Origin of the sequence: Paraburkholderia sp. GAS32, from assembly GCF_050434225.1 — a bacterium.
Taxonomy (GTDB): Bacteria; Pseudomonadota; Gammaproteobacteria; order Burkholderiales; family Burkholderiaceae; genus Paraburkholderia; species Paraburkholderia madseniana.
Window position 1 is genome coordinate 58,590 of the sequence record NZ_JBNPVS010000031.1, and the last position, 17,351, is coordinate 75,940.

Below are 17,351 nucleotides of genomic sequence, written 5' to 3' on the forward strand. Positions count from 1 at the left end.
ATCGGTTCGTGACGCCGGCCGCTTGCGCGTGACGCGCGCTGGATACCCTGCGGTATCGACCCGGCTGACGCAACGGGAACGGTCACATGGCAGCCGTCGCGACAGATCAGCTTAGCGCAGGATGGTGAACGATGGGCTCAGGACTGCGGCCATTTGTTCTATATACGAACACAAGGTCATATATCGAACAACTTAGGTTCGATAATAGGCGTGTGCCCGAAACCATGTCAAGCAAAGCCGGCCTCGGACCAGGGAATATCTGCAGGCCGGCGGCGTTTAGCCATGACCAGTCAAAAGGTCTGAAGATTGACGCGCTCGTGCCGGCAAGCGTGTTCTTACACCTGTCGGCACGAGGCTTTGGGTCGTTCTGCTGTCCGGTCCGGGATGCCGTTGAAATACCCGCCCCAGCACGCGCGTTATCAGCGGATCTGAATACCCTCGTCGGCGATATAGCCGCGAATCACATCGGCGAAGCTGTGGTCGCCGGTCAACCCGAGCCGTTCGGCACGCGAGGGATCCCACTGCCCCGGCCAACTGCCGACGATCCTCTCAACCCGCGCATCCGGCTGCCACACGATCCGCATCGCGGTCTCTTCCCCCGCGACTTCGCGCAGCGCCGCCACCATTTCGTCGACGCTCACCGAAATCCCCGGCAGATTCAGCACGCGCTGGTTGCCGAGCGCGGTGGAATCGATTTCGAGTCCGGCGATCAGGTTTTCGATGGCCTTGCGCGGCGACAGCAGCCACAAACGCGTCGTGCCCGCTACCGGGCATACCGCCGCTTCGCCGTTCAGCGGCTCGCGAATGATGCCGCTCGCGAACGACGAGGCCGCCGCATTCGGCTTGCCCGGGCGCACGCTAATCGTGGGCAGGCGCAACACCCGGCCGTCGACGAAACCTCGCCGCGCGTAGTCGTTGAGCAACAATTCCGCGATCGCCTTCTGCGCGCCGTACGACGATTGCGGATTCAGCGCGGTGTCGTCCTGCACGACTTCGGGCAGATCGCCGCCATACACGGCCACTGAACTCGTGAACACCACACGCGGTGCATGCCCGCGTTGCCGGCACGTTTCCAGCAGCAGGCGCGATGCGTCCAGATTGATGCGCATGCCGAGATCGAAATCCGCCTCGGCCTGCCCGCTCACGATCGCGGCAAGATGGAAGATGGCCGACGTCTTGTCGTCGATCACGCGCTCGAGCACGCTGCGCTCGGCGATATCGCCCACTTCCGTGCGTACACGCGTGTCGCCGAAATCGCTTCCGTGCATCACGTCGAGCAGCACCAGCTCGGTAATCGCTTGCGGCTTGCCGTGTTCATCCTTCACTGAACCGCGCGTCAACAGTTCACGCGCGAGACGCTGGCCGAGAAAACCTGCACCGCCGGTAATCAGTACTTTCATGATGTGCTTTGTCCTTGCTTTATCGGCTGCTCTGTCGCTTGCTAGCGCGCGGCATTCAGATACGGCTTAAGCCAATCAAGCCCGGCCGATGTGCCGGCCCGCGGCCGGTACTCGCAACCGATGTAGCCGTCGTAGCCCAGCGTGTCGATCAGATCGAACAGATAGGGATAATTCAGTTCGCCGATATTGGGCTCATGGCGTTCCGGCACGCCGGCGACCTGAATGTGACCAATGCCGGCCATATCGCGTTTCAGCTTCACCGCAAGGTCGCCCTCGACGATCTGGCAGTGATAACAATCGAACTGCACCTTGAGATTCGGTGCGCCCACTTCCGCGCAAATCGCTTGCGCGTCATCCTGGCGATTCAGAAAGAAGCCCGGCATATCGCGCGTATTGATCGGCTCGATCACGACGGTGATGCCGTCCTCTTGCGCGGCCTTGGCGGCATAGGCGAGATTCTTCAGATACACCTCGCGATGCTTTGCCCGCGGCTGATCCGCGTCGATCAAACCGGCCATCACATGCAGTTTGCGATTGCCGAGCACGCGCGTGTAATCGAGCGCGGTTTCGATGCTGCGACGAAATTCGTCTTCGCGCCCCGGCAGCGAAGCGATGCCGCGTTCGCCCGCGGCCCAGTCGCCGGGCGGCGCATTGAAGAGCGCCTGAGTCAGGCCGTTCGCTTCGAGCCGCGCCTTGATTTCTCCGGCACGGAAATCGTAGGGAAACAGAAACTCCACCGCGGTGAAACCGTCTTTTGCCGCTGCGGCGAAACGATCGAGGAAAGCGTGCTCGTTGTACATCATGGTCAGGTTGGCAGCAAAGCGAGGCATGGCAGCAACTCCTTTAAAACGGTTTCGTTCAGCGTGCGCAAGCAGCAATGAATGCATGCTCCGGGCACAAGATCTCGCGATGGAGTGTGCGTCTACCAGCGCGCGCCGAATACGGTTCGCAGTTCCTCGAGCGCCGCATCATCGAGCGGCGCGGGTCGCGGGTTCGTCATCAGCCACAGGCGAGCGGTCTCTTCGAGCTCCTCAAGCGCATACGACGCCTGCGCCACCGAGCGCTCCCACACCACCGGGCCGAGGCGCTCGAGCAAAACCGCACGAACGGTGCCGGCGAGTGCGGCGATCTGCTCGGCCACTTGCGGGTCGCCGGGGCGCCTATAACGAATCAGGGGGACGTGACTCACTTTCATCACGAAGTACGGCGTGATCGGCGGCAGAACATCGTCGTCGTGCCATACGCCGGCGAGCGTCAACGCCACCAGATGCGTCGAATGCGTGTGGACGATGCCGCGTGCCTCGCCGTTGCGTGCATAGATGCCCCGATGCAGCGCCAGTGTTTTCGACGGCTTGCCGCCGGACACCGCATTGCCGGCGAAATCGACCTTGGCGATATCGGCGGGATCGAGCCGGCCGAGACAGGCGTCGGTCGGCGTGATCAGCCAGCCGTCGTCGAGGCGCGCGCTGATGTTGCCCGCGCTGCCCACCGTATAGCCGCGTTGATAGAGACTTGCGCCGGTCACGCAGATTTCTTCGCGCACGCGTGCTTCGTTCGTCGTGTGGAGTGCGGGTGTGCCGGTCATTGCTCGCCTCCATCGAGGTGACGCAGTGCCTTTTCGAAAAAGTCGGTCGTGCCGAAGTTGCCGGATTTCAATGCGAGTGCGAGCGGGTCGGCGTCCGTCGTCGCGGTGGCGGGCACGCCGGGATCGATCTGCGCACCGATCCGCAACGTGTGCACGTCAAGAGCCTGCACTACGGCGCCCGAGGTTTCACCGCCCGCCACCACGAACTTGCGCACACCGCGTTTGCGCAAACCGCGTGCGATCGACGCCAGCGTGGATTCGACCAGGTGTCCCGCTTCGTTGACGCCGAGCTCGCGTTGCACCGCTTTGACTTCGTCGGGCGTGGCGGTGGCATAGATCAACACAGGCTCGGCTTTATCCAGGTACGGCTGCGCAAAGGCCAGCGCCTGCTCGACCACCGGCTCACCGCGCGCCGCCGCCAGCGGATCGATGCGGAATGCGGGCCGTGTTTCGCGCCAGGCCGCCACTTGCGCGTTGGTCGCTTTCGAAGCGCTGCCGGCCAGCACCGCCGACCATCCTTCGACACGCGGCAATTGCGCGGCATCGTTGCCTTCCGCAAGCAAACCGGCGCGACGGAAATTGGCGGGCAGGCCTAGCGCCACGCCGGAGCCGCCCGTGATCAGCGTGAGGTCGGCACATGCCTCGCCGAGCACGTAAAGATCCGCGTCCGATACCGCATCGGCAATCGCTATTCGCACGCCGTCGCCGCATAGTGCATCGAGGGAATCACGTACTGCCGACACGCCTTTTGCCACCGTGTCGTAACGCACAAGGCCGACTTTCGATCCGGTCTGCCGCTGCAGCACGCGCACGAGGTTCGCATCGCGCATCGGCGTCAGCGGATGATTTTCCATGCCCGATTCGTTCAGCAAGGTATCGCCGACGAACAGATAGCCGCGATAGATCGTGCGGCCGTTCTCGGGAAACGCCGGGCAGGCAATCGTGAAAGCCGTTGCGCCCACCTCAGCGGACAAGGCGTCGAGCAAGGCATCCGTGACCGGACCGATGTTTCCGGCGTCGGTCGAATCGAACGTCGAACAGTATTTGAAAAAGAACTGGCGACATCCTTGCGCGCGCAACCAGTCGAGCGCGGCGAGCGACTGCGCGACCGCGTCGGCGGCGGGGATCGTGCGCGATTTCAGCGCGACGACCAGCGCATCGGCTTCTACGGCATCGTTCGACGCGGGCACGCCGATGGTCTGCACCGTGCGCATGCCGCCGCGCACCAGCATGTTGGCGAGGTCAGTGGCGCCGGTGAAATCGTCGGCGATACAGCCGAGCAGCGCGCGTATGGACGGAGTGGTCATGGCAGGCTCCGCGCTTACTTCGCCGCCGGCAAGTCAATGCCGGGGAAAATCTTGATCACCGCGGAATCGTCCTCGCCGCCATGCCCCGCCGTCGACGCCATCATGAACATCTGATGCGCCGCCGCCGACAACGGCAAGGGGAATTTCGAGCGGCGCGCGGTATCGAGCACCAGACCGAGATCCTTCACGAAGATATCGACCGCCGAGAGCGGCGTGTAATCGCCGCTCAGAATATGCGGCACGCGGTTCTCGAACATCCACGAATTGCCCGCGCTATGCGTGATGACCTCGTACAGCGCGTCGGGATCGACGCCTTCGCGCAAGCCAAGCGCCATCGCCTCGGCGGCCACGGCGATATGCACGCCGGCCAGCAACTGATTGATGATTTTCACCTTCGAACCCGCGCCGTGCGCCGAGCCCAGCCGATAGACCTTGCCCGCCATCGCGGGCAGCACGTCCTCGCACGCGGCATAGGCGGTGTCCGGGCCGGACGTCATCATCGTCATTTCTCCGGACGCGGCGCGGGCCGCGCCACCGGATACCGGCGCGTCGAGCATCTGCAAACCGGCCGCTTCGATGCGCTTGCCGAGATCGATCGCGAAGTCCGGTGCGACGGTTGCGCTTGCAATCACCACGCTGCCGGGTTTCATCGCGGCGACCGCGCCTTGTGCGCCGAATAGCACCGCTTCGGTTTGGGCGGCATTCACGACCAGCGTGACGACCACCTCGCATTGCGCGCCGAGCTCGGCAGGCGACGCACAGCCGACGCCGCCTGCCGCCACGAACGCTTGCAGGATCTCGCTGCGCAGATCGCATGCGTGGACCTGAAAGCCCGCGCGCAGCAGCGAGCGCGCGACGCCCATGCCCATCGCCCCGAGACCGATAACGCCGACATTTCTGGACATGCCTGACCTCTATATTGGTTAGCCGCGAGCGCCCGATGAAACCCAACCCGGCAACCCGCCTCGACTTGGTTCAGCTCAACAAATGCCCGCGTCCGCGAGCCGCCGTGCCGCATTGTTCATATGCGTGCTCGCCGCATTGCGCGCCGCCATCGAATCGCCGGCCCGGATCGCCGCGACGATGGCCGCATGCTCTTCACGCACCTGACGTGAGAAGTCATCGCGCAGCGCTTCGTTGCGACGGGTGACCAGGGTGCCGGCCTCGAGGTACTGATTCAGGAAGGTGAGCGTCTTGAGGAAATACGGATTGCCGGTGGCCGCGGCGATTGCGCGATGGAAAGCGACATCTTCGGCGACGCCGTTCTCGCCTTCGGCCACCGCTTCGTCGATCTTCGAGAGGGCGGCGTCGATCGACACCATGTCTGCGTCGCTGCGGCACATGGCCGCCTCCGAAGCAACTTCAGCCTCGATCGCACGCCGCAACGCGAGGATTTGCAGCACCGAGCCCGTTTCGACCGCTTCCGCATAGTCGATGCGCAGCGGCCGGATCGCGCCATGAGTGGCGATAAATACACCGCTGCCCTGGCGCGGCTCGACCACGCCTTCGTTCTTCAGCCGCGAAATCGCCTCACGGATCACCGTGCGGCTCACGCCGAACTGCTGCGCCAGCACCGCCTCGGTCGGCAGCTTGCCGACGCGCGCGAAGGTGCCTTTGTCGATCTGCTTGAGCAACTGCTGCGCGACCGTATCGCTCAGCGCCCGGGCAGGAATCTTGTCGAACATGAGGGCCCCGATGAATCAGGTTGTCGGGTCATCATACAAATTTGAGGCTCGGGCGGCATCGATGCAAACCCTGAGTTTTCCGAGCGCGGTCGCGCGACGTCTACGACGCACGCGTCGTAACGCCGATCGAACATCAGCCGGCGGTGGCGTGCTTATCCCTTCATTGGCGGCTGCACAGAATCGAATACTTGCCCATGGTCGTAGACAAACAGGAACACGCACCCCGTTTCGCTCCTGAACCCATGATCGACGGTTCCCGCGGCCGCGATGCCAACCCATCCTGCTGACAGAAGCTCGCCGTTCTGAACAGCCTGCCCCTCGAGCATGTAAATGAATTCCGGCCCCGTATGGTAATGGTCCGGAAAGGTCACGCCCGGAGCGAACTTCACTAACTGAATGGCACGGCCGTCCGCGGTGCCGAGGTTTTTGACTTCAACCCCAGAGGCGACGGCCGATCGCTGCCATGGGACCGCTTCGCTGTCGCGGCGGCTAAAGGAGGGAAAAGAGGCGATCTCTTTCATCTGGATGTCCCGGTGACGTTAATCCCCAAGCCTGAAAGCCCGTCAAGCGCCCTGACTACGTGATCTCGTGCGCAAGCGCTGAGATCGACCATGCTAGGCTAAGCGTAGAAATGTCCCGCATGGTATAAATTCCGGCGTCAGGAAAAGAAACATCGAAAGTTCAAGTTGCCTGAATATCCGCGTCCGCTCCGTCGTTTAGGTTAAACGCAAGCGATATAAGGTGGATCGATGATCGACGTTATCCAGCGTATTGTCCGGCAGCGGAGCCTGTGGGTCGCGTTATGCGGCTGCGCCGCAGCCGCCGGCTGCATGGTCGGTCCCGATTACCGTACTCCCCCCGCGCCCGCTACCGACACCTACACCGCCTCGCCATTGCCCGAGCAGACGGCCTCTTCTCCAGGGGCCGCCGGCTTGCCGCAGCGCTTTGTGCCGGGACAGGACATTCCCGCCGCCTGGTGGGCGCTCTTTCATTGCGAACCGCTCGACGCGCTGATCCGTCAGGCCTTCGTCAACAGTCCAAACATCACCGCGGCGCAAGCCGCATTGCGGCAGGCACGCGAAAACTTCTCGGCGCAAGCCGGCGGCACGCTTTTGCCCAGCGTCGACGCGCAACTTGGCGCCACGCGCGAAAAACTGAACGGCATCGCGTTCGGCCAACCCGGCGTGGTCGATGAGTTCAATCTGTACAACGCGTCGGTGAACGTGTCGTACAAACTCGACGTGTTCGGCGGCTCGCGGCGCGAACTCGAAGCGCTGCACGCGCAAATCGATTACCAGCGTTTCCAGTTGCAAGCCGCCTATCTCGCGATGTCCGCCAACATCGTGACCGCGGCCGTCAAGGAAGCGTCACTGCGCGCACAGATCGAGGCAACCGAGCGGATCGCCGCGGAGGAAGACGAGCAACTGGGCGTACTCGGCAAGCAGTTCGAACTGGGGGGCGTGGGCCGCACGGCGGTGCTCGCGCAGCAAACCCTCCTCGCGCAGACCCGCGCCACGCTGCCGCCGCTGCAACAACAGCTCGACCAGACGCGTCACCAGCTCGCCGTGCTGGCCGGCAAATTGCCCAGCGACGCCACATTGCCTGAATTCAGGCTCGAGATGTTTTCGTTGCCCGAGGCGCTGCCTGTGAGCCTGCCGTCGGCACTGGTACAGCAGCGGCCCGACATTCTCGCCGCCGACGCCGTGCTCCATCAGGCCAGCGCGCAAGTCGGCGTGGCGACCGCGGCGATGTATCCGCAGATCACCCTGTCCGCCAGCTACGGCGCCGAGGCCCTGACGCCGGCCCAGGTGTTCAAGGCCGGCAGCACGATCTGGAGCCTGGGTGCCGGCCTGCTGCAACCGGTCTTCCACGGCGGGCAACTGAGCGCGCAGAAGCGCGCGGCCGAGGCGGCGTACGAGCAGGCCGACGCGCAATATCGTGAAACGGTGCTGCTGGCGTTCCAGAACGTCGCGGATTCGCTGCGCGCGCTCGATCACGACGCGACCGGCCTGAAAGCACAGACGGACGCCTGGCGCTCCGCCAGCGACTCGCTGGAACTCACGCGCGGGCAGTATCGCGTCGGCAGCGTGAGCTACCTGGCGCTTCTCGATGCCCAACGCCAGTACCAGCAAACAGTGGTGAGCCTCGCGCAGGCCCAGGCCTCCCGCTACGCCGACACCGCGGCCCTCTTCCAGGCGCTCGGTGGCGGCTGGTGGAACGCCGCTGCGCCGACCGCCGCTGCGACGACGCAATGACATAGCCGGACAGAACGCTCGCCGTACCGCTCTTTGCAACACGCGCTGTCAGACACGAAGGCATGCAAAGTCGGGCGCTTCGCCCAATGCCGTGCAAGGACATCACGATGACCGAAAGAAAACCGATGACGAAGCGGATGGTGATCATGCTGATCTGTGTCGGCCTGCTGCTGGCCGCACTCGTCGGCTTCAACCAGTTCCGCTCGTATATGTTCGCCAAGTTCATGGCGGGCAACGCGGCGCCGCCCGCCACCGTTTCGGCGGTCGTCGCCGGTTATCAGTCCTGGCAACCGCAGTTGGCGGCGGTCGGCAGCCTGCGCGCCGTGCGCGGCGTCGACGTCACCACCGAAGTCGCGGGCCTCGTGCGCGAGGTGGCGTTCAGTTCGGGGCAGGAAGCGAAGGCCGGGCAAGTCCTCGTCCGGCTCAACGACGACACCGACGTGGCGCTGCTCCATTCGTTAGAGGCAGCGGCAGAACTCGCGCAGACCGTCTTCACGCGCGATCAGGCGCAGTACGACATCAAGGCGATCGCCAAAGCGCAGCTCGACGCGGACGCCGCCGACCTGAAGGGCAAGAAGGCGCAAGTCGCAGGACAAGCCGCGCTCGTCGAAAAGAAAACCATCCGCGCGCCGTTTGCGGGGCGCCTCGGCATCACCACGATCAATCCGGGCCAATACATCAATCCGGGCGATGCGATCGTCACGCTGCAAGCGATCGATCCGATCTACGCCGATTTCTACCTGCCGCAACAGCAGCTCGGCCAGCTCGCGATCGGCCAGACCATCGTGGTCGACACCAACGCGTTTAGCGGACAAACGTTCGTGGGCAAGATCCAGTCGCTCAGCCCGAAAGTCGACAGCACCACGCGCAACGTGCAGATCGAAGCGAGCGTAGACAATCACGAGCGCAAGCTGCTGCCGGGCATGTATGCGAACGTGAAGATCGACGCGGGCACCGGACAGCGCTACCTGACGCTGCCGCAAACGGCCATCACCTACAACCCCTACGGCGCGACCGTGTTCGTCGTCAAGCCGGGCACACAAGCCAATGCGCAAGGCAAGACGCTGCCCGTCGCGCAACAGGTGTTCGTCACGCCAGGGCCGACGCGCGGCGATCAGGTCGCGATCCTCAAAGGTGTCGCCGCCGGCACGCAGGTCGTGACGAGCGGGCAACTCAAGCTCAAGAACGGCACGCCGCTCGTCATCAACAACAGCGTGCAGCCCTCGGACAGTCCCAACCCGACGCCGCAGGAACAATAGAGAGACCGCGCGATGACATTCACCGATCTCTTTATCCGGCGGCCCGTGCTGGCATCGGTCGTCAGCCTGCTGATTCTCGTGCTCGGACTGCGCTCGCTGGCCACCCTGAAAGTCAGCCAGTATCCGCAAACCGAAAACGCCGTCGTGACGATCAGCACGGCCTACTATGGCGCGAACGCCGACACCATCGCCGGCTTTATCACGCAGCCGCTCGAGGCGGCAATCGCTCAGGCGCAAGGCATCGACTACATGTCGTCGACGAGCAGCACCGGCGTGTCGACCATTACCGCAACACTGCGCCTGAACTATGACGCGAACCGCGCGCTGACCGAGATCAACACGCAGATCGGCTCGGTGCGCAACCAGTTGCCGCCGCAGGCGCAGCAGCCGGTGTTGACGGTACAAACCGGGCAGACCACCGACGCGATGTACATGGGTTTCTACAGCGACGTGCTGCCGAGCAACAACGTCACGGATTATCTGCTGCGCGTCATCAAGCCCAAGCTCGATTCGATCGAAGGCGTGCAGACGGCTGAAATCCTCGGCGGACGGCAGTTCGCGTTACGCGCGTGGCTCGATTCGACGCGGCTCGCTGCACACGGCGTGACGGCAAGCGATGTCTTCACGGCGCTCGGCAACAACAACTACCTCGCGACACTCGGCACGACGAAGGGGCAAATGGTCAGCGTCGACCTGAACGCGGGCACGGACCTGCATACCGTCGCCGACTTCAAGCAACTCGTCATCAAGCAGAAAAACGGCGCGATCGTGCGCCTCGAAGACGTCGCGAACGTCGTGCTCGGCGCCGACAGCTACGACTTCAACGTCGCGTTCAGCGGCAAGCGTTCTGTGTTCATCGGCATCAAGGTGGCGCCGGACGCCAACATCCTCGATGTCGCCAAACGCGTGAAGGCCGTGTTTCCCGGGCTGCAGAAGCAGTTTCCGACCGGCATGACGGGGGAGATCGTTTATGACGCAACCGATTTCGTCAACACGGCGATCGTCGAGGTGATCAAGACGCTGGTCGAGGCGCTGCTGATCGTCACGGCGGTGATTTTCCTGTTCCTCGGCAGCTTCCGCGCGGTCATCGTGCCGCTGATCGCAATGCCGTTGTCGCTCATCGGCACGTTCTTCGTGATGCAGTTGCTCGGCTATTCGATCAATCTGCTGACACTGCTCGCGCTCGTGCTCGCGATCGGGCTCGTCGTGGACGACGCGATCATCGTCGTCGAAAACGTCGACCGTCACATGAAGGAGGAAGGCAAGGCGCCTTTCGACGCCGCGCTCATCGCCGCGCGCGAACTCGGCGGACCGATCCTCGCGATGACTGTCGTGCTGATCGCAGTGTATGTGCCGATCGGTTTTCAGGGCGGCCTGACGGGCGCCCTCTTCACCGAGTTCGCCTTCTCGCTCGCCGGCGCGGTGACGGTGTCCGGTGTAATCGCGCTGACGTTGTCGCCGATGATGTGCTCGCGCTTCTTCCGTGCGGACCAGGAGTCCGGGCGCTTCGCGCGTTTCGTCGACCGCCAGTTCGAACGCGTCCATCGTGGCTATAGCCGCCTGTTGCACGCGACGCTCGACACCTGGCCCGTGTTCACCGTGATGGGCGCGCTGCTGCTCTGCGGCACGGTCTATCTGTTCATGACGTCAAAAGCGGAGCTGGCGCCGCAGGAGGATCAGGGGATCGTCCTGTCGCAGATCCAGGGACCGCCGAACGCGACCATTCAGCAGATGCAGATGTACGCGGACCAGGTGTTCGATATCTCCAAGGCGCTGCCCGAATACGCGCAGATGTTCCAACTCACGGGCGCGCCGACACTCAACCAGGGGATCGGCGGTGTGCTGTTCAAGACATGGGACCAGCGCAGCAAGGGCGCGACCGCCTTGCAGCAGGAATTGCAGCAGAAATGGAATCAGATTTCAGGTGCGCGCGTCGCGGCGTTCCAGTTTCCGCCGCTGCCGGGCTCGCAGGGCTTGCCGGTGCAATTCGTCATCAGCACGACCGAGCCGTTCGAGAACCTCAACGAAGTTTCACAGGCAGTCCTGCAAAAAGCCCGCGAGAGTGGGATGTTTTTCTTCGTCGACAGCGATCTCAAGCTCGACAAGCCGGAAGCCACGCTCGTCGTCGACCGCGACAAGGTCGCCTCCCTTGGGCTCTCGCAGAGCGACGTCGGGCAAGCGCTCGGTTCGGCGCTAGGGGGCGGCTATGTCAACTACTTCTCGATCGCCGGGCGCTCTTACAAGGTGATTCCGCAGGTCCTGCAGACCGACCGCCTGAATCCTTCGCAGGTGCTCGATTACTACCTGCGTACGCCGGACGGCAGCGTCATGCCGGCTTCGACGATTGCACATCTCGAACACAACGTCGTGCCGGAATCGATCAACCACTTCCAGCAACTCAACTCGGCGACGATCTCAGGCGTGATCGTACCGGGCGTGTCGCAAGGCGAGGTGCTCGATTTTCTGCGCAAGACGACCACCCAGGTCGCACCGGCAGGTTATGCAGCGGACTACTCGGGCCAGTCGCGGCAGTTCGTGCAGGAATCGGGCGGCTTCGTCATCACGCTGCTGCTCGCCACGATCATCGTGTTCCTTGCGCTGGCGGCGCAATTCGAAAGTTTCCGTGACCCGATCGTGATCCTGGTTTCGGTGCCGATGGCGCTGTTCGGTGCGCTCATCTTCATCAACATCGGCTTGACGACGCTGAACATCTACACGCAGGTCGGGCTCGTCACGCTGATGGGGCTCGTCAGCAAACACGGCATCCTGATCGTCCAGTTCGCCAACGAGCTGCAACACGCCGGCAAATCGAAGCGCGAAGCCCTGGAAGAAGCGGCGGCCGTGCGGCTACGCCCGATTCTGATGACCACCGCGGCGATGGTGCTCGGCGTCGTGCCGCTCGTGTTCGCCTCGGGAGCGGGTGCCGCGGGCCGCAATGCGATGGGGCTCGTGATCTTCACGGGGCTGTCGATCGGCACCCTTTTTACATTGTTCGTGGTGCCTGCGATGTATATGTTCCTCGCCGCCGATCATCATCGGGACGCTGGCGCGCAGAAGGTGAGTTAGCGTTTAACCCGCCTTCCAAGCCTACGAATTATTTATAATCAATGGCTTAGCCACTAGGCGCAAGGCAGATTTCACTCGCGGCGACCGACGGACTGAAGCGGGCAAAGTTGGCGAAACAGAAGGCTTAAGCTATCGTCACGCCTTTGCACCGCATCGCGCCGGCTGAAACGCGCGAACGCTACGCGCCCTTCTTCGAACGCATCTTTCAAGGTCCATGAGCAAAGCCCTGCCACCGCCTTCTGCCGTTCCTGCCAGCGCCGAACCGGTCGCGGACAAACCGGGCGACTCGTATGTGCAGTCGTTCGCACGAGGCCTCTCGGTAATTCGCGCGTTCAATGCCACCCGCCCCGAACAGACGCTCACTGACGTCGCCGCGGCCACCGGCCTGACACGCGCCGGCGCACGCCGCATTCTGCTGACCCTGCAGACGCTCGGCTACGTGGAGGCCGAAGGTCGCCTGTTCCGCCTCACGCCGAAGATTCTCGACCTGGGTTTCGCGTATCTGACCTCGATGCCGTTCTGGAATCTCGCCGAACCGGTGATGGAAAATCTGTCGTCGCAGGTTCACGAGAGTTGCTCGGCGGCCGTACTCGACCGCACCGAGATCGTCTACGTGCTGCGCGTGCCGACGCACAAGATCATGACCATCAACCTGTCGATCGGCAGCCGCTTGCCGGCGTATTGCACGTCGATGGGCCGTGTGCTGCTGTCCGCGCTCGACGACGACACGCTCGAAGCGACCCTGAGTTCGACGCCGCTCTATGCGCATACGCCGCGCACGGTGACCGACAAGGAGGAGCTGAAAAAGCTGATCGCGCAGGTGCGCCGCCAGGGATGGGCGATCGTCGACCAGGAGCTGGAAGGCGGTCTGATTTCGCTGTCCGCACCGATTCGCAACCGCCAGGGGCGCGTGATCGCGGCGATGAACATCAGCGGCAATGCTCAGCGCAATTCAGCCAAGCAGATGGTGAAGGCGTTTCTGGAGCCGCTGCAGCAGGCCGCGCAGACGGTCTCGGAGATGGTGGCGCGGCGCGGTTGATTGCGATTGATTGCGGTTGAGCGCGATTGAGTACACGAAGGTGCCTCGAAAGGCGCGCGTTTCTCGCATGCGCGCCCATTGCGCCTGAGGCCCCTCGTTAACAACCCGGGCCCCTCACTGCCCCAGATACCGCTCCACCAGGCGCGTCCAGAATGCGGCGCCGACCGGCAGATTGCGGTCGTTGAAGTCGTAATGGGGGTTGTGCACCATGCAGCCGTCTTCGCCCGCCCCGTTGCCGATCCGCAGGAATGTACCGGGCCGTTTTTGCAGCATGAAGGCGAAATCTTCGCTGCCCATCAAGATGTCGGTCTGCTCGATCACCTTGTCGTCGCCAACCAGTTCACGCGCCACCTGCACCGCGAAGTCCGTTTCGGCATCCGAATTGATCACCACCGGATAGCCTTCGATATACTCCACCACCGCCTTGCCGCCATAGCTCGCGGCCTGGCTTTCGGCGAGTTCGGTAATGCGTTTTTTCAGCAGCGTGCGCACTTCGGGGCTGAACGAGCGCACGCTCAATTCCAGTCGCGCGCTGCTTGAAATCACGTTGTTCGCGGTGCCCGCATGCATCGAGCCGACCGTCACCACCGCCGGCTGCGACGGGTCGACGTTACGCGCCACGATGGTCTGCAAGGCCATCACGATGCTCGCCGCCACCACCACCGGATCGACCGTCAGATGCGGACGAGCCGCATGGCCGCCGACGCCTTCGATCGTGATGATCGCCTTGTCGCCCGCCGACATGAACGGCCCCTTGCGGAACAGCATCACGCCCGGTTCCTCGCCCGGATGATTGTGCAGACCGAACACGGCATCGCACGGAAAGCGCTCGAACAGGCCGTCGTTGATCATCTTCATCGCGCCGCTGTCTATGCCGCTTTCTTCGGCCGGCTGGAAGTACAGATGCACGGTGCCCGAGAAATTGCGCGTGGCGGCAAGGTGCTGCGCGGCGCCGAGCAGCATCGTCGTGTGGCCGTCGTGGCCGCAGGCGTGCATCTTGCCGTGCGTGCCGCTCGCATACGGCAGACCGGTTTGTTCGATGATCGGCAGCGCGTCCATGTCGGCGCGAATGCCGATACTGCGCGTGCCGTTGCCCACTTTCAGCGTGCCCACCACGCCGGTTTGACCGACCCCGCGCGTGACCTGCCAGCCCCATTGTTCGAGCTTCCCGGCCACCAGTGCGCCGGTTTGCACTTCCTCGTAGGCCAATTCCGGATGGTGATGGATGTGATGGCGGATCTCGCGCAGGCTCTCGGTTGCAGGCGCCAGGTCTGACACTTCGGTAAAACGCGCGGCTTCGCTCATCTATCGCTCCATGGAATTCACGCCGCATCACGCGGCAAACAGACGAGCACTATAGCCACGCCATCTTGTTCGAACAAGATACTGTTCTTTTTAGCATCTTCTCGTGGCGCGATTTGCTGCCCACTCCGGCGGTGCTGCAGTTGGTATCGTGTTTGCAGGAAGCGACCCGGGAGCGCATGGCGGCGGCCGGGTAGTCGAGCCTAGCGAACGTGCCGAACGTGGGAAACATCGGGAATGTCGCGAACGTCAGCCGCCGCCTGCAAAAAAGCGATCAGCGCGTGCCCCGCGTCTTCCAGTGCCCCGGAGTTATCGATCGTCGTGCACCGAAGCCCTTGCGGCAATGAAAACGGTGCCCGTCGTGCAAGCCTGGCCGCGACCTGTTCCGCCGACTCACGCGCCCGCGCGCCGAGCCGTGCTTCGAGAATATGCGGCGCGGCGTCCACATGCACGACTTCCGTGTGCGGATAACGCGCCAACGTATGCGGCAAATGCTGACGCGACCCGTTGACGACGACCGTGCAACCGCGCGCAAGCCATGCATCGAGCTCGATACCGATGCCGTAACGCAGTGAGTGGCTCGACCATTCGAGCGCGAACAGACCGAGCACCGAACGCGCCGCGAATTCTTCGACGCTCAACGCAACGTGCTCTTCACCGTTGCCGCTCGGCCGCGTGATGTAGCGATGCGCAAACAGAATCGGCTCTCCCATCAGGCGGCTGCGCGCAAAACCCAGCAATGAATCCTTGCCCGCGCCGGACGGCCCCATTACATAAATCAAACGACCTGCCATTGTTATTTCACCTCGCGGGTCTGAAACGGCACGCGCTGCCATAGGACGAACGGCTCACCAGGCGCGGGTTCGACAAAGAGCGCCGCGTGATCGATAACGAGCGGCCCGAGCGCGGGTGTTTGCGCCTGCCACCACGCAACCAGCGTTGCGCGCTCGTCGGTATTGGCGAGAGAACTGGACAGCGTCATGTGAAAACGGAATTCGTCGAAGACGTACGGATAGCCCCATTCGATCAGCAGCGCACGTTGCCGTTCACCCAACGGCGCGGCGAGACGGCGCGAGAGATCGGCCGCGGAGGGTCTCGCGCGCAGTGCATCGAGCGAGCGCAGTGCACTTGCGGCAACAGCGCCAATGTTTGCTTCGCCGTTCTGATCAGCGGGACGCAGCGCCACAAAATCGCCGAGTGTCGCGGCTTCGACCGGCAACGCGAATGGGTTTTGCGTATGCGCCCATTGACGCGTCGCTTCCAGCACATCCTGTTGAGTCACGCCTTCAACGAGACGAAACGGCGCGACCAACGTGCCGTGCCAACCATAGCGACGCGGGGCTTCGGTTAGCTCCGCCAGCGGACGCGTCAAGCCTTCCGGCTGGGGCGCCGCACAGCGCTCGCCGCTTTCCGCGTCACGCCCCAGCCACGCCGAACCGGCGCGCCACCACACTGAACCGCGTGACGGCGCGTAATAGACCGCGAACCGCGCGCCGGTGCTCCATTCGACCCGATCGCCGGTGTTCTCCACCACGGCGCTCATACTTCGTGCTCCACCAGCAACTGCACACGGTCCGCCGCAAAATGCGTGAAACCGTATTTAATCGGTGTGCCTTCCAGATCGACGTCGACGTTTTCGACCCACAACACCGGTTGCTGGCGGTTGATATTCAAACGCCGCGCTACTTCCGGCTCAGGCAACACGCTGCCGATACGGCTCCACTTACGCAGATAGTCGGTCACGCCCAATTCGGCCATCGCCTTGGTAATGCCGCCGGTACGCTCCAGCACTTCCGGCAAGTCTGGAAAACGCGCGGCCGGATACCAGTTGCGCGCGAACGTGAGCGGCACGCCATCCGATTCGTGCAACGTCTCGATCCGGTAGACCGAGGCGCCCGCCCGCAAGCTGAGCGCCTTCGCGACATTCGGCTCGGCCTTCACGCGCGCGGCCGACAACATCGTGCCCGCCGCCGCATGATGCTGCTGTCGCAAGTTTTCTGTAAACCGCGTGCGCCGACCGATCGTATAGTCGATCGCGCCGGGCTGCACGAAGGTGCCACGTCCCTGCTCGACGCTGACGAGGCCCAATGCGGCAAGACCGAGCATGGCGCGGCGCACGGTATGCCGGTTCACGTCGAAGCGTTTGGCCAGTTCGCCCTCGCTCGGCAAACGGCCGTCTTCGCCAAAGCCGCTCGCTGCAATTTCCGCTGCCAGAATCTGTTCGATCTGCCGCCAGACGGCAACGCCCGCGCCGCGTTCGAGCAGCGTGCCCGGCGTCGCGTTGTCGTTCGATGTCATGGTGCTGTCATTCCCTTGGGTTCAAATATTCGCTATGCCATGCATTGTAGTGCGCAAGCCGTGATGGAAATGTGAAACGGTGACCATGCACAGCAACACCCGGCCAGCATACCCCTAAACGTCTAGACGTTTAGATGAATAGATGCTTAAATGTC

Annotated in this window: 15 protein-coding genes; 4 read left to right on the forward strand and 11 right to left on the reverse strand. The window is 63.2% G+C overall.

Annotation, left to right across the window (positions count from 1 at the left end; all coding sequences use genetic code 11):
• Positions 1–419 precede the first annotated feature (419 nt).
• From denD to P3T25_RS31025, 7 genes are all read right to left on the reverse strand, one after another.
• A complete protein-coding gene (gene denD / locus P3T25_RS30995; protein WP_429360696.1) occupies positions 420–1,400 on the reverse strand; it encodes a D-erythronate dehydrogenase in 981 nt (326 codons plus the stop codon).
• 41 nt (positions 1,401–1,441) lie between these two features.
• On the reverse strand, positions 1,442–2,230 hold the full coding sequence (gene otnI / locus P3T25_RS31000) for a 2-oxo-tetronate isomerase (RefSeq protein ID WP_429360698.1): 789 nt from the start codon (positions 2,228–2,230) through the stop codon (positions 1,442–1,444).
• A gap of 92 nt (positions 2,231–2,322) precedes the next feature.
• Positions 2,323–2,985: an aldolase gene (locus P3T25_RS31005; RefSeq protein WP_429360700.1), complete on the reverse strand. Its 663-nt coding sequence runs from the start codon at positions 2,983–2,985 to the stop codon at positions 2,323–2,325.
• Entirely contained in the window at positions 2,982–4,292 is a 1,311-nt protein-coding gene (otnK, locus tag P3T25_RS31010) for a 3-oxo-tetronate kinase (protein WP_429360702.1), read from the reverse strand. Before otnK ends, P3T25_RS31005 begins: the two co-directional genes overlap by 4 nt.
• Positions 4,293–4,306: 14 nt before the next feature.
• Positions 4,307–5,197: an L-threonate dehydrogenase gene (ltnD, locus tag P3T25_RS31015; protein ID WP_429360704.1), complete on the reverse strand. Its 891-nt coding sequence runs from the start codon at positions 5,195–5,197 to the stop codon at positions 4,307–4,309.
• Positions 5,198–5,272: 75 nt separating this feature from the next.
• The gene (locus P3T25_RS31020; RefSeq protein ID WP_266256815.1) at positions 5,273–5,977 is read right to left on the reverse strand and encodes a FadR/GntR family transcriptional regulator; all 705 of its coding nucleotides are present in this window, start codon (positions 5,975–5,977) and stop codon (positions 5,273–5,275) included.
• 152 nt (positions 5,978–6,129) lie between these two features.
• On the reverse strand, positions 6,130–6,498 hold the full coding sequence (locus P3T25_RS31025) for a cupin domain-containing protein (protein WP_154564663.1): 369 nt from the start codon (positions 6,496–6,498) through the stop codon (positions 6,130–6,132).
• A gap of 228 nt (positions 6,499–6,726) precedes the next feature.
• Between P3T25_RS31025 and P3T25_RS31030 the strand changes: the two genes are divergently transcribed.
• The 4 genes from P3T25_RS31030 (at position 6,727) to P3T25_RS31045 (ending at position 13,596) form a co-directional block, all read left to right on the forward strand.
• Positions 6,727–8,232, forward strand: a complete 1,506-nt coding sequence (locus P3T25_RS31030; protein WP_429360707.1) for an efflux transporter outer membrane subunit — start codon at positions 6,727–6,729, stop codon at positions 8,230–8,232.
• Positions 8,233–8,339: 107 nt separating this feature from the next.
• A complete protein-coding gene (locus P3T25_RS31035; RefSeq protein WP_154564667.1) occupies positions 8,340–9,491 on the forward strand; it encodes an efflux RND transporter periplasmic adaptor subunit in 1,152 nt (383 codons plus the stop codon).
• Between the two features lie 12 nt (positions 9,492–9,503).
• Positions 9,504–12,557 carry an efflux RND transporter permease subunit gene (locus P3T25_RS31040; RefSeq protein WP_429360709.1) on the forward strand — a complete coding sequence of 1,018 codons (3,054 nt, stop codon included), beginning with the start codon at positions 9,504–9,506 and terminating at the stop codon, positions 12,555–12,557.
• 214 nt (positions 12,558–12,771) lie between these two features.
• Positions 12,772–13,596: an IclR family transcriptional regulator gene (locus P3T25_RS31045; RefSeq protein WP_429360711.1), complete on the forward strand. Its 825-nt coding sequence runs from the start codon at positions 12,772–12,774 to the stop codon at positions 13,594–13,596.
• Positions 13,597–13,710: 114 nt separating this feature from the next.
• Here P3T25_RS31045 and P3T25_RS31050 read toward each other — a convergent pair whose 3' ends face one another.
• From P3T25_RS31050 to phnF, 4 genes are all read right to left on the reverse strand, one after another.
• Entirely contained in the window at positions 13,711–14,901 is a 1,191-nt protein-coding gene (locus P3T25_RS31050) for a M20 aminoacylase family protein (RefSeq protein ID WP_429360713.1), read from the reverse strand.
• A gap of 200 nt (positions 14,902–15,101) precedes the next feature.
• The gene (gene phnN, locus P3T25_RS31055) at positions 15,102–15,692 is read right to left on the reverse strand and encodes a phosphonate metabolism protein/1,5-bisphosphokinase (PRPP-forming) PhnN (RefSeq protein ID WP_429360715.1); all 591 of its coding nucleotides are present in this window, start codon (positions 15,690–15,692) and stop codon (positions 15,102–15,104) included.
• A 2-nt stretch (positions 15,693–15,694) separates the two neighbouring features.
• On the reverse strand, positions 15,695–16,441 hold the full coding sequence (locus P3T25_RS31060; protein WP_429360717.1) for a DUF1045 domain-containing protein: 747 nt from the start codon (positions 16,439–16,441) through the stop codon (positions 15,695–15,697).
• Positions 16,438–17,196: a phosphonate metabolism transcriptional regulator PhnF gene (gene phnF / locus P3T25_RS31065; RefSeq protein WP_154564679.1), complete on the reverse strand. Its 759-nt coding sequence runs from the start codon at positions 17,194–17,196 to the stop codon at positions 16,438–16,440. The genes P3T25_RS31060 and phnF overlap by 4 nt, the downstream gene beginning before the upstream one ends.
• Positions 17,197–17,351 lie beyond the last annotated feature (155 nt).

Coding starts and splice junctions, on each gene's coding strand:
- P3T25_RS31025 (WP_154564663.1), bottom strand. CDS start 6,498: ATGAAAGAGATCGCCTCTTTTCCCTCCTTTAGCCGCCGCGACAGCGAA.
- P3T25_RS31040 (WP_429360709.1), top strand. CDS start 9,504: ATGACATTCACCGATCTCTTTATCCGGCGGCCCGTGCTGGCATCGGTC.
- phnF (WP_154564679.1), bottom strand. CDS start 17,196: ATGACATCGAACGACAACGCGACGCCGGGCACGCTGCTCGAACGCGGC.
- P3T25_RS31030 (WP_429360707.1), top strand. CDS start 6,727: ATGATCGACGTTATCCAGCGTATTGTCCGGCAGCGGAGCCTGTGGGTC.
- P3T25_RS31050 (WP_429360713.1), bottom strand. CDS start 14,901: ATGAGCGAAGCCGCGCGTTTTACCGAAGTGTCAGACCTGGCGCCTGCA.
- otnI (WP_429360698.1), bottom strand. CDS start 2,230: ATGCCTCGCTTTGCTGCCAACCTGACCATGATGTACAACGAGCACGCT.
- phnN (WP_429360715.1), bottom strand. CDS start 15,692: ATGGCAGGTCGTTTGATTTATGTAATGGGGCCGTCCGGCGCGGGCAAG.
- ltnD (WP_429360704.1), bottom strand. CDS start 5,197: ATGTCCAGAAATGTCGGCGTTATCGGTCTCGGGGCGATGGGCATGGGC.
- P3T25_RS31035 (WP_154564667.1), top strand. CDS start 8,340: ATGACCGAAAGAAAACCGATGACGAAGCGGATGGTGATCATGCTGATC.
- P3T25_RS31045 (WP_429360711.1), top strand. CDS start 12,772: ATGAGCAAAGCCCTGCCACCGCCTTCTGCCGTTCCTGCCAGCGCCGAA.
- otnK (WP_429360702.1), bottom strand. CDS start 4,292: ATGACCACTCCGTCCATACGCGCGCTGCTCGGCTGTATCGCCGACGAT.
- P3T25_RS31060 (WP_429360717.1), bottom strand. CDS start 16,441: ATGAGCGCCGTGGTGGAGAACACCGGCGATCGGGTCGAATGGAGCACC.
- P3T25_RS31005 (WP_429360700.1), bottom strand. CDS start 2,985: ATGACCGGCACACCCGCACTCCACACGACGAACGAAGCACGCGTGCGC.
- P3T25_RS31020 (WP_266256815.1), bottom strand. CDS start 5,977: ATGTTCGACAAGATTCCTGCCCGGGCGCTGAGCGATACGGTCGCGCAG.
- denD (WP_429360696.1), bottom strand. CDS start 1,400: ATGAAAGTACTGATTACCGGCGGTGCAGGTTTTCTCGGCCAGCGTCTC.